This is a genomic window from Kitasatospora sp. NPDC054768, assembly GCF_053612025.1.
The window spans coordinates 18,265-30,436 of sequence record NZ_JBSHBN010000115.1 but is presented as its reverse complement, the minus strand read 5'-3'; the positions used below and the strand labels follow the sequence as shown (position 1 = coordinate 30,436).

The 12,172-nt window shown below is 76.1% G+C and carries 8 protein-coding genes; 4 read left to right on the top strand and 4 right to left on the bottom strand.

Translation table 11 applies throughout. The annotated features are described in order from the left end of the window. Window positions 1-45: 45 nt before the first annotated feature. From ACWGKU_RS28435 to ACWGKU_RS28425, 3 genes are all read right to left on the bottom strand, one after another. Entirely contained in the window at window positions 46-2,502 is a 2,457-nt protein-coding gene (locus ACWGKU_RS28435) for a penicillin acylase family protein (protein ID WP_452178029.1), read from the bottom strand. 271 nt (window positions 2,503-2,773) lie between these two features. Beyond that, window positions 2,774-3,442 carry a LuxR C-terminal-related transcriptional regulator gene (locus ACWGKU_RS28430; RefSeq protein ID WP_401051736.1) on the bottom strand — a complete coding sequence of 223 codons (669 nt, stop codon included), beginning with the start codon at window positions 3,440-3,442 and terminating at the stop codon, window positions 2,774-2,776. Next, window positions 3,442-4,803, bottom strand: coding sequence for a sensor domain-containing protein (locus ACWGKU_RS28425; protein ID WP_452178028.1), 1,362 nt, complete (start codon window positions 4,801-4,803; stop codon window positions 3,442-3,444). Before ACWGKU_RS28425 ends, ACWGKU_RS28430 begins: the two co-directional genes overlap by 1 nt. Before the next feature lie 212 nt (window positions 4,804-5,015). Between ACWGKU_RS28425 and ACWGKU_RS28420 the strand changes: the two genes are divergently transcribed. Continuing rightward, on the top strand, window positions 5,016-6,914 hold the full coding sequence (locus ACWGKU_RS28420) for an FtsX-like permease family protein (protein WP_452178027.1): 1,899 nt from the start codon (window positions 5,016-5,018) through the stop codon (window positions 6,912-6,914). 43 nt (window positions 6,915-6,957) lie between these two features. Here the strand turns inward: ACWGKU_RS28420 and ACWGKU_RS28415 are convergent, their stop codons facing one another. Then, a complete protein-coding gene (locus ACWGKU_RS28415; protein WP_452178026.1) occupies window positions 6,958-8,274 on the bottom strand; it encodes an MFS transporter in 1,317 nt (438 codons plus the stop codon). A 281-nt stretch (window positions 8,275-8,555) separates the two neighbouring features. Between ACWGKU_RS28415 and ACWGKU_RS28410 the strand changes: the two genes are divergently transcribed. From ACWGKU_RS28410 to ACWGKU_RS28400, 3 genes are all read left to right on the top strand, one after another. Beyond that, complete coding sequence (locus ACWGKU_RS28410) at window positions 8,556-9,887, top strand: condensation domain-containing protein (RefSeq protein WP_452178025.1); 1,332 nt, start codon at window positions 8,556-8,558, stop codon at window positions 9,885-9,887. Between the two features lie 34 nt (window positions 9,888-9,921). Next, window positions 9,922-11,025: an alkene reductase gene (locus ACWGKU_RS28405; protein ID WP_401049472.1), complete on the top strand. Its 1,104-nt coding sequence runs from the start codon at window positions 9,922-9,924 to the stop codon at window positions 11,023-11,025. Window positions 11,026-11,194: 169 nt separating this feature from the next. Continuing rightward, entirely contained in the window at window positions 11,195-12,004 is an 810-nt protein-coding gene (locus ACWGKU_RS28400) for an aminoglycoside N(3)-acetyltransferase (RefSeq protein WP_452178024.1), read from the top strand. Window positions 12,005-12,172: the final 168 nt, after the last annotated feature.

The following is a 12,172-nucleotide window of genomic DNA, read 5'->3' as shown; positions in this document are numbered from 1 at the left end:
CCGTCATGGCAACGGCGGCCGCCCGGGGCTCGGGGCGGGAACGGGTCAGCGTCGCAGGGTGGTGACGGTGAGGCCCGGGGCGGAGCGGATCTCGGCCTCGGTGAAGCGCTCCGTCACCCACTGCTTGCGGGCGTAGGCGCGGGTCTGGTCGGTGAAGTGGGAGGACGTCGGGTCGGCGGACTCGCCGTAGGTGAGCAGCGTCCGGGTGCGCGGGCCCCGGTCGGTCAGCTCGGTCGCCATCACGAAGGTGGCGCCGTGCGGGACGCTGCGGACGTCCGTCGGGTAGGTGCCGCCGCCGGCGCCCGAGTCCGGTCCGGCCGTGACGACGTTGAAGCAGCCCAGCTGGTGGGAGCAGCCGTGCAGCGGGATGCCCGCCCAGCGCTGGACGCGGCCGATCGGGGCGTCCACCGGGAGGCCGCGGCTCGCCAGGTCCTTCACCGCGTCGGCCAGCGCACGCTGGGCGACGGGGTTGGCGGCGTCGATGCCGCGCGGGGTGGTCAGCGGCCGGGCCGGGTCGGCCGGGACCGTCTGCCAGGCGGTCGTGCCGGTCTTCGCCAGCGCGTCCCGGTACGCCTGCCAGAGCACGGTGCCCCGGCTGTCGGCGTCGGCCCTCGTGTCCCAGGCCGCGAGCGCGCCGCACGCCGGGCGCACGTCCACCCGGGTGCCGTCGGACGCGGCGATCTCCGGGTGGGCGCGGCACAGGGCCACGGCGTCGTCGCGGTCGAGTTCGGCGCTCTGCACCCGGTTGCCGAACATCGTCGCCTGGAGCGAGCCGAGGGTGAATCCGGGGGCGCCGAGGCCGTCGGTGCCGGCCCTGCGGTCGGCGATCATCCGCAGGCTGAGCTGGGTGCGCAGCATCCGCTCGGAGGCGCCCCGGTAGACGGTGGGCAGGCCGGTGATCGGCGCGTCCGCGTTGGTCAGGTACGGGCCGTTGTTGGCGTTGGCGACGTAGTCGGTGCGGGTCAGTGCCGGGTGGTTGGCGGGGCCGAAGACGCCGGGCACGAGCGCGTCCGGGTCGCGGCCCGGGTCGCAGGCGGTGGTCGAACCGTCCAGTACCGGCCCGATGGCGGTGACCGCGGCCAGGCAGCGGCCGAGCTGCTCGTCGGGGAGGTGGGGGACGGCGGAGGCGTCGGTGAACCAGGTGGTGCCGCTGGAGTCGACGGCCGTGGTGTACACCCAGGGGAGGCCCTGGTAGGTGCGCTGGGCCTGGCGCAGCTGGTCGAGGTTCTGGGCCCGGCCGACCGCCAGCCACTGGTTCAGGGAGCGGAGGTTCTCGGCGTTGGCGTCGCCGAGGGTGTAGGCGTACTGCCCGGTCCAGCCCTCGGAGAGGACGTAGCCGAGGCGGGAGCGGTAGACGGTCCGGTCGACGGTGGAGAGCGTCCCGTCGGCGGCCCGGACGGTGATCCTGACGGCCTCCTGGGCCATCCGTTCGACCTTGCCGTCCACCAGGTACGCGGTCGGGTCGCCGGGCACCAGCGTGAGCCGGTGGAGGGTGTAGTGGTCCGCGTAGCTGGTGGTGTGGCTCCAGGCGAGGCCGCGGGTGTGGCCGATCTGGAGGAACGGGATGCCGTACAGTCCGGCGCCGGCGACGTCCAGGACGCCGGGGATGGTCAGCTGGGCCTGGTAGAAGCGCTGCGAACCGGCCCACTGGAGGTGGGGGTTGGCCAGCAGCAGGCCGTTGCCGTTGCGGCTGGCGTCGCGCCCGATCGCCCAGGCGTTGCTGCCGAGTTCGGGGTTGTCGGCGGAGCGGCCCGGAGCGGCGATCCGGGCCGGGGCCGCCCCGGCTCCGGACGTCCCCTCCGCGGTCGCCCCCGCAGCGCTCGCGCCGGGGGCGAGTCCGGCCCCGGCGCCCGGGACGGCCGTGGCGATCTGCTGCTTGGCGGCGGAGCTGCCCGCTTCGGTGTTGACGTCGTAGAGGATGTTCCACAGATCGTCCGCGGTGATCGGCCCGACCCAGGCCTTCCCCCGGCAGGACGGGTCGGGGAGGCGGTCGGCGCCGGTGTCGCCCAGGTAGCGGTTGTACCCGGCGACGTAGCCGTCCACCAGCTGCCGCGCCTCGTCGGTCGGGCCGAGCGGCGCGGGGGCGGCCAGTAGCCGCCGCACCGTCCCGGTGCCCAGCACGCCCCGCTGGTAGGTGTCGCTCACCAGGTTGGTCACCAGGTCGACGGAGCGGCCGTCCGGACCGAAGTGGCGCGAGCGCTCGCCGCGCACGGTGACCACCTGGTCGGCGAGCTGGCACAGGTTGTCCTGGGCGAAGGCGTACCCGTAGCCGTAGCCGAGGCCGCCGAAGTCGCGGGCGACGACGTGCGGGACGCCGTACTCGGTCCGGCTGATCTTCGCGGTCCAGCCGCCCCGGTCGATGTCCTGGCCGGCCCCGGGGTCGCCGTCCGCGGCCCGCGCCGCGGTGGGCACCAGGGCCGCCAGCAGCGCGGACGTCAGTCCGACCGCCACGGCCGCCGAGGTGAAACGCCTTCGGATCGCGCTGAACTGACGCTCTCTCAAGTCTTCCGTTCCCGTCATGGGCCCCACGCTGACGCCGTGGCGCCCGGCCGGTCATCCCCCCTCGGGACGACCCTTCCTCGGCCACCCGGCTGATCCGTGTACGTCTCGGGTAGGGGACGGTCCTTGCCCGCACCACCTCTACGGTCGGGCGATGCGGTCCGTGGATCATCAGGGTCCGGCGCCCCGGGCCGACCCGGCAACCTCACCCGAACGAGGGCGCGCCGACCGCACCGACCGCGCCGACGGAGAACGGGCACCGCCGAGGGCGCCCTCACGCCCGGAGGAACTCCAGCACCGCCAGCACCCGCCGGTGGGCCTCCTCGGCCGGCGGCAGGTCCAGCTTCATCAGGATGTTGCCGATGTGCTTGCTCACCGCCGCCTCCGAGACCGTCAGCTCCCGGCAGATCGCCGCGTTCGACCGCCCCTGCGCCATCAGCCCCAGCACCTCCCGCTCGCGCGGGGTGAGCCGCTCCAGCGGACTGCGGCGGCGGCGCAGCAGGTGCCGCACCACCTCCGGGTCCACCACCGTGCCCCCGGCGGCCACCGTGCCGACGGCCGCGACGAACTCCTCGATCTGCCCGATCCGGTCCTTCAGCAGGTAGCCGACCCCGCGGCCGTCCCCCGCCTCCAGCAGCCGGGCCGCGTACGAGTGCTGCACGTACTGGCTGAGCACCAGGACGGGTAGCCCGGGGAAGCGTTCGCGCAGCGCGAGCGCCGCCCGGAGCCCCTCGTCGCTCTGGCCCGGCGGCATCCGGACGTCCGTGACCACGAGGTCCGGCCGGTACTCCCCGACCGCCGTCCGCAGCGCCTCGGCGTCCCCGACGGCCGCCACCACCCGGTGCCCGAACCGGGCCAGCAGGCCGACCAGGCCCTCGCGCAGCAGGACGCCGTCCTCGGCCAGCACCACCCGCAGGCCGTCCGCCGTCGGTCCACTCGTCATCACGCCGCTCCTCGGTCGATCGGGGCGCAGGGGATCTCCACCCGCACCAGGGTCGGTCCGCCGGGCGGACTGCTGACGGTCAGTGTGCCGTGCACCACCGCGACCCGGTCGGCCAGCCCGGTCAGTCCGGTGCCGCGCGCCGGGTCGGCGCCGCCGCGGCCGTCGTCCGTCACCTCGATCGTCAACCGGCCGTCCGTGAACCGGCCTTCGACCGTCGCGCCGCTCGCACCACTGTGCTTGGCGAGGTTGGCGAGCGCCTCGATGACGGCGAAGTAGCCCGCCGACTCGACCGGGGCCGGCAGCCGCCCGGGCAGCTCGAAGCGGGTGTCGACGGGGACGGGCGAGCGGTCGGCGGCGTCCGCGCAGGCCTCCGGCAGGCCGTGGTCGGTGAGCACCTGCGGATGAATGCCGTTGATCAACTCCCGCAGTTCGGCGAGGACTTCACTTGCCTCCCGGTGCGCCTCGGCCAGCCGGGCGGCCAACGGCCCGTCCGCCGGCGCGTCCAGCCGGGCCAGCCCGAGCGCCACGGTCAGCGCCACCAGCCGCTGTTGCGCGCCGTCATGCAGATCGCGCTCGATCCGGCGCCGCTCCGCCTCGAAGGCGTCCACCAACCGGGCCCGTGAGCGCACCAGTTCACCGATCCGCTGCTCCTGCCCGCCCGGCGCCAGCACCAGCCGGACCAGCGCCGCCCGGGCCGCCGCCAGGACGGCCAGCGGGTAGGCGAGCAGCGGGAGCAGCAACAGTCCGGCCAGCCCGAGCAGGGCGGCCGTCACCGGCGAGTGCACCACGACCACCTTGAGCACGTTCACCTGCTCGCCGTCCCGCAGGAGCAGCGGCAGCGCCGCGATCAGGTACCCGGGCACGGCGAGGACGCAGCCCGCCACCGCCAGGTCGATCGGCCAGAGCACGAAGGCGGCCAGCAGCGCGAAGCCCAGCTCCCGCCAGGTCGCCTGCTCGCGGTAGCGCAGCCGCAACCAGGCGGCCAGGCCCGGCTGGTGGGGGACGAGGTGCGGGTCCGGCACCCGCCCGCCGTCCAGGAAGCGGACCAGCCGCCGCTCCCAGGCGGCGATCGGCACCCCGGCCAGGACCAGTGCGGCCGCCAGCGGCAACCCGACCAGCACCACCGTCAGGACCCCGGCGACCAGCCCCGACAGCAACAGCCCGAAGCAGAGCAGCAGCCCGCTCAGGCCGGTCGCCAGCAGGTACCCGGCCGCCCGCCAGGGGGCGGCGGAGCGCAGGAACCCGGCCCGGGCCGGCGGCGCCCAGCGGCCCCGCGCACCCGGCCCGGTCGCTCCGTCCGCTCCGTCCGCTCCGACCTGTCCGACCTGTCCGACCTGTCCGGTCGCCGTACTGCCGCTCACCTTGCCCCCTCGGCACGGGAATCCCGTCCGCACACCCTAGGCACCGGGCGGACGCGCCCGCGGTAGAGCCCGGCCTACCTTTTCCCGGGTCCTCCCCCGGCCCCGGGGGCCCGCCACCGGGGGATCCCCCCTACGGGTAGGGCCGCCCCTACCTCCCGGAGTAGGCCCCGGCCCGCTGACCGCCCCCGCCCCCGGCCGGTTCGCTGGACGCCATGAGAATGCTGCGGATCGCCCTGACCTCCCTCACCACACGCCGGCCCTCCCTGCTCGGCGCCTTCCTCGCCCTCGCGCTCGGCGTCGCGATGACCGCCGTGATGCTGCTCGGCCTCGCCGCCGCGCTCGACGCGCCGCCCGGGGGCGGGGAGTTGGTCTCGCTGGTCGCCGCGCTCGGCACCGCCGGCGGGGTGAGCGTGTTCGTCTCGGCGTTCGTCGTCGCCTCCACCTACTCGTACGCGGTCGTCCGGCGCCGACGCGAGTTGGGCCTGCTCCGGCTGGCCGGGGCCACCCGGGCCCAGGTCCGGCGCACGGTGCTCGCCGAGGCGCTGCTGCTCGGCGCGGCCGCGTCCGCCACCGGCTGCCTGCTCGGCCGGCTCGGCGCGCCCGCGCTCCTGCGGTGGCTGTCCGGGGTCGGCATGGCCCCGCCCGGGTTCGCCCCGAGCGGTTCGGCCTGGCCGCTGCACGCCGCGTTCTGGACCGGGCTGCTGGTCGCCCTGGGCGGGGTCGCGGTGGCCGCTCTGCGCGCGGGCCGGGTCGGCCCGCTGGACGCCCTGCGCGCGGCCGACCTCGACACCGGGGTGCTGACCCGCGGCCGGCTGCTGCTCGGCCTCGGTCTGGTCCTCACCGCCGCCGCGCTGGCCGGCACCGCACTCGTCACGGACCCGGCCGACCTGCTGCACCGCAAGACCTACACCACCCGGCCGATGTGGCTGATCTGCGCGGCCGGCCTGCTCTCCCCGCTCCTGGCGCCGCCGCTGGTCCGGGTGCTCGGCCTGCTGCTGCCCGTCCGGCTCACCGGGTACGCGGGCCGGCTGGTGCCCGCCAACGCCGCCGCCGCGTTGCGCCGCACCGGCGCGGTGGCCGCGCCGGTACTGGTGGCGGTGGCGCTGACCGGCTCCTTGAGCGGCGCGCTGGACACGGTGGGCGCCGCCCGGGCCGCCGAGGCCCGTGCCCGGACCGCCGCCGACCTGGTCGTCCGCCCCGCCGGTCCGGCGGCCCCGCTGGTGGCCGCCCTGCGGGCCGTCCCCGGCGTGAGCGCCGTCTCGGCGACCGCGCCCACCCCGCTGGCCCTGGTCGAGCCGGACGGCGTCACCGTCCGCTCCGAGGCCCGCACCGCCGACCCGGCCGGCCTGGCCGCCCTCGCCCGGCTCCCCCTGCTGGCCGGTTCCCCGGCCGGTCTCGACGACGACTCGCTGATCCTGCCCGCCGAGTGGGGCCGGGCGGTCGGCGAGCCGGTCCCGGTGGTCCGGGCCGACGGCAGCCGGACCGTTCTGCGGGCCGTCGCCGTGCTGCGCGACGGCCTGGGCGACAACGGACTGTACGTCACCGCCGCCAACGCCCCGGGCGCCCGGGTGGACCGGATCGAGGTCCGGCTCGCCCCCGGCACGGACGGCCCGGCCGCCCTCGACCGCGCCCGGGCCGCCCTCCGCCCGTACGGGGCGACGGTCCTCGACCGGGCCGGCTGGTTCGCCGCCACCTCGCCCGCGAACGCCCGGATCTCCTGGCTGCGGACCGTCCTGGTGCTCGGCCTCGCGCTCCTCTACACCGCGATCGCGCTCGCCAACACCCTGCTCACCACCACCGGGGACCGCCTCCGCGAACTCGCCCTGCTCCGGCTGGCCGGCGCCACCCGGGGCCAGGTGGTGCGCCTGGTGACCGCCGAGGCGGTGCTGGTGGCGGCGGTCGGCGTGGTGCTGGGCTGCGCCGTGGCCGGCGCCCAACTCGGCGCCATGCACGCCGCGCTGGGCGTCCTCGGCGTGCCGGGGCCGTGGGCGCTGCCGTGGCGGCCGGTCGGGCTGGTGGCGGCCGGGGCGGTGGTCCTCGCCGCCCTGTGCGCCGCCCCGGCCGCCGGCTGGATGCTCCGCCATCGCCCGGTGGCGGCCGCCGCCCGCTGAGCGGCACGCCCGCTCCTTGGGCCGGCGCGGGCCTCCAATCGGCTCAGCCCACCGTGGCCGACGCCGGGGCCGGACGCGCCGGCTCGGCCACGGTGCCGTCGGCCGCCCCGCCCAGCGTCGCCAGCCGCCGCAGGCCGGCCCGGCGCTGGAGCGCGCCGAGACCGACGGTGGCCGCGCCGAGACCGAGCCAGCCGAGCGGCCCCGCCGCCATCACCACGCCGGTCAGCAGCAGCGGCCCCACCGACTTCTGCACCGACTGGGACATCCCGGCGACCCCCAGGTACGAGGCCCGGGCGCCCGGCGGGGCCAGCACCACCGCCAGCTCCCAGGAGCTCACCGAGCGCAGCAGCTCCGCCAGGGTGATCAGGACCGCCGCGCCCAGCAGCGCGACCGAGGCCACGACCGGCCCGGCGCCGGTGGCGAGCACGATCAGCAGACAGCCGCCCAGCACCGTCACCCCGTACCAGCGCAGCGCGGCGGCCGCCCCGAGCGCGCCCTCCGCCCAGGCCGAGACCCGCAGTTGCAGCAGCACCACGAGCACCGTGTTGAGCACCAGGAAGACCGGGACGACGGCGTGCGGCGCGCCGGTGTGGTGGACCAGCCAGAGCGGCAGCCCGACGTTGAGGATCGAGTCGTCCAGGTTCAGCGGGATGTCCAGCAGGACGAACCGCAGGTAGCCGCGGTCGCGCCAGGGGCTCGGCACGGCGGACGGCGTCCCGGCGGGCTCGCCGCCGGGCCGGTCGCCGGGCCGGTCGCCGGCCTTCGCCGCGACCAGGCCGTGCCCGGACGGCTCCCGGGTGCGCCGGACCAGTACGGCGGCCAGCAGGTAGGACAGCCCGTTGGCCGCGATCAGCACCCGGTAGGCGCCCGCGGTCCCCACCGCCAGTCCGATCGCGGCGACGCCCGCGCCGAGCGCGTACCCGGCGTTGGCCACACTGCGGAACAGCGCCTGGTAGGTGGCCCGCCGCTCGCCCGCCACCCGGGTCGCGAACAGCATCTCCAGCGTCTTGGCGGCCCGCTCGGCCAGGCAGATCAGGGCCACCACGGGCAGCAGCGCGGCGAAGTCGTCGACCACCAGGAGCAGTCCCATCGCCCCCAGCCGCAGCAGGTGGCAGCCGATCAGCAGCCACCGCACCGGGAACCGTTCGGCCGCCCGCCCGGCCAGCGGGGACCCGACGATCCCCGCCACCGCCCCCACCCCGAGCAGCAGCCCCAGCCGGCGCGCGTCCATTCCGCACGCATAGGTGAAGTAGAGCACCGAGGCCGCCGCCCACACCCCCGTGCCGGTCCGGTCGACGCACTGCGCCAGCAGCATGATCCGCGCGTCCCGCCCGCCCGGCGGCCGCCGCAGCTGCGCCATCAATCCGTTTCCCCGCATGGCGGTCCCCCGTCGCGTGATCGACATCAATCTCGACATCAAGATACTTCACATCAAGAGACCTTTGGAACCCCAAGGACCACCCGTGGCGACGAGCGGGCAGGCTCCACCCGGCCCGCCTCGACGGACCCGCGCACTCGACCGGCGCCACCGGCGCAGCCCTCGACGCGCGGCGGGCGGTGCGCCACACTCTCCCCAGCAGCACCCGCGCTCCCAACGCACCGGCACGACTCAACGACCACCGCACCACGGAGAGCCGATCGGTGACCACTCGTCAACTGCTGGAGATCCCCTTCTTGTCCGGCCGGACCGGATCCGGCCCGGCCACCTGGGGCCAACGGGCCATCTGGGACGCCGTACGACAGCTGCCGCCGGCCGATGCGCCGCGCTACAACATCGCCACCGCGGCGCCGCTGGACCCGGGGCTGCCGCTGCCGGTCCTGCTGACCGCGCTGGAACAGCTGCTGCACCTGCACGACTCGCTGCACACCCGCCTGCTCCCGGACGAGGCCGGCGACCTCCGCCAGACCGTGGACGGCGAAGGCACCCTGGCCGTCCACCTGCTGACCGCCGGGGAAGGCCAGGACCCGGCCGGGCCGGGCGCCCGGCTGCACGAGGAACTGGCGGCCCAGGCCTTCGACACCGCCGTCCAGTGGCCGCTGCGGATCGGCGCGGTGACGGCGGACGGGCTGGTCCGGCACGTCAGCCTGGTGCTCTCGCACACCGCGGTGGACGGCTCCGGAATGAGCCGGCTGGTCGCCGACCTGGCCGCGCTCTGCCTCGGCGGCTCGCCCGAGGAGCTGGCCGAGCTGCGCCGATCCACCCGACAGCCGCTGGAGGAGGCCGAGTTCCAGACCTCCGACCGGGGCCTGCGGCGCGATGCGGCGGCCCGCAAGCAGTTCGTGCGCAAGCTCCGACTGGGCCCGGACCGGCTCTTCCCGCCGGCCGCCGAGCAGCCCGCCCGGTTCCCGAACGCGGTGCTCCGCTCCCCCGCCCTGCCCCGGGCCGTCGAGCGGGTGGCGGCCAGGCACCGGGTCAGCACGGGCTCGGTGCTGCTCGCCGCGACGGCGGCGATGACCGCCCGGCTCGCCGGCTCGACCGAGGCCGTGCTGAACGTCGTGGTCAACAACCGCTTCCTGCCCGAACTGGCCGACGCGGTGAGCGTGGTCGCGGGCGACGGCCTGTTCCGTCTTCCGGACGCCACGGCCGAGTTCGGCGAGGTGGTGCGCCGGACCCACGCCGCGGCGATCGGCACCTACCGGCACGCGTACTACGACAGGTCGGCCCTGGCCGCCGAGGTCGCGCGACTGACCGCGGAGGGCGTCCGACTCGCGGACCGCTCCTGCGTGTTCAACGACACCCGGGAGCTCCTCCCGGTGGCGGCCGACCCCGGCGAGGACCGGACCACGCTCACCTGGCCGGTGGAGTTCGAACCGCGCCCCGGCCTGACCTACGCCCTGGACGTCCTGCAGTCCGCCGAGGCGCTGAGCCTGGCCATGACGGCGGACCCGTCCCTGCTCCCGCGCGCCGCGATGGAACGATTCCTCTACGGCATCGAGGAGTTGATCCTCACCGAGGCCGCCGAGCGCGCTTGAACCTGACACTGATGTCAGGTTTTACCGTACCGGCATGACCACCACCGCCACCGCGACCCTGCTCACCCCGTACCGCCTCGGCCGGCTCGACCTGCCGAACCGCGTCGTCATGGCCCCGATGACGCGGTACCGGGCCACCGAGGACGGTACGCCCCTGCCCGTCGTCGCCGAGCACTACGCCCAGCGCGCGAGCGCCGGCCTGATCGTCACCGAGGGCATCTGGCCCAGCCGGCAGGGCCAGTCCGGCTGGCGCCTGCCCGGCCTGGAGACGCCCGCGCACGTGGCCGGCTGGCGCGCGGTGACCGAGGCCGTGCACGCCGCCGGCGGCCGGATCGTCGCCCAGCTGATGCACGGCGGACGCCAGGGCCACCCGCTCAACCGGCTGCTCGGCGACGTCCCGGCCGGCCCCTCCGCCGTCCCCGCCCCGGGCCCGGTGCACGTCAAGGACGGCGGCAAGGCCGAGGCCGTCACCCCGCGCGCCATGACCCGCGAGGAGATCCACCGCACCGTCGCCGACCACGTCGGCTCCGCCCGCCTGGCCCTCGACGCCGGCTTCGACGCCGTCGAACTCCACGGCGCCAACTCCTACCTGATCCACCAGTTCCTGGCCGACAACACCAACCTGCGCACCGACGAGTACGGCCCGCGCACCCTCGCCGACCGGCTGCGCTTCCCGATCGAGCTGGTCACCGCCGTCGCCGAGGCCGTCGGCCCCGACCGCCTCGGCCTGCGACTGTCCCCCGGCAACCCGCAGTTCGGCATGCACGAGGCCGACCCCGCGCCGGTCTACCGCGCGCTGCTCGGCGAACTCGACGCCCTCGGCCTGGCCTACCTCCACCTCACCGACAACGACGACTACCCGGCCCTGGCCGACCTGCGACCGCGCTGGTCCGGCCCGCTGATCGGCAACGTCGGCGAGAACCGCGCCGCCACCGACCGCGAGCGCGGCGAGGCGGTGCTCGCCGCCGGCCTGGCCGACCTGGTCTCCTACGGCCGCGCCTTCATCGCCAACCCCGATCTGCCGGAACGGTTCGCCGCGGACGGTCCGCTCGCCCCCGTCGACCCCACCCACCTCTACGGCCAGGAGGCCACCGGCTACACCGACTACCCGCGCCTGCGACCGGCCGCCCGACCGTGAGCCGGATCGTGAGCCGGATCGCGCACCGACCCGCGATCCGGACCGGGTTCCGACCCGGGCTCCGGCCCGCGGACCGGCCGACGGCACCCCCGTCCTGACCGACTGTCAGTGCCACCCGCTATGGTCGGCCCCGAACGATCCCAGCACGAACAGCACCGCAGGGGGCACCATGACCACACCGGGCACCGGCCCGCTCACCACCGCCGACCTCGTGGAGGGCTGGCACCGGGCGGGCGTCCGCGAGGGCATGGCGCTGATCGTGCACTCCTCGCTCTCCAGCCTCGGCCGGGTCGAGGGCGGCGCGGCGGCCGTGGTGGCCAGCCTGCGCGCGGCGGTCGGGCCCGGCGGCACCGTCGCCGCGCCCACCTTCACCTCCGACACGGTCCGTGACCCGGCTCCCGGGCACAGCGGCGCCCCCGGGCCCGAAGTGGCCGAACTCCGGTCCGCCGTACCGCTGTTCCACTCCGAGATGTCCTCCGCCACGGGCGCGGTGGCGGAGGCACTGCGCACCCTGCCGGAGAGCCTGCGCAGCACCCACCCGCAGGTCTCGGTCGCCGCCGTGGGCGCACACGCCCGGGAGGTCACCGCCCGGCGCTCGCTCGGCTTCGCCGTCGGCCGGGAGTCGCCCTTCGGCGCGCTGCACGACCTCGGCGGGTACGTGCTGCTGGTCGGCGTCGGCCACAACCGCAACACCTTCCTGCACTACGCGGAGACCTTCGCGCCCAACCGCCGGCTCAAGCTCCGCCGCTTCCCGATGGCGATCCAGGGCGAGCGGGTCTGGATCGAGGCACCGGACGTGGCGGACGACAACGACACCCACTTCCCGGTCGTGGGGCGGGAGTTCGAGGAGCGGGCGGGCATCCGCGAGGTGCTGGTCGGCGAGGCGGCCTGCCGCCTGGTCCCGGTCCGCGAGCTCATACCCTTCGCCGTCCGCCGCCTCACCGAACTGCTGGCGGCCGACGGCCCCGGAGCGGCATAGGCCGGGCCGACGGTCCCCGCCGTACGCGCGGAACCGCCGGCCCGATCCTCCTGTGCCGCCCTGCCGTCAGTGACGTCCCTCGTGCACCGAGCTGGTCTCCTGGATCTTCTTCCAGGACTTCGGCTCGACCGGGGGCTGCCCCGCGTCCCGGCCGGCGTCCGCGCCCGG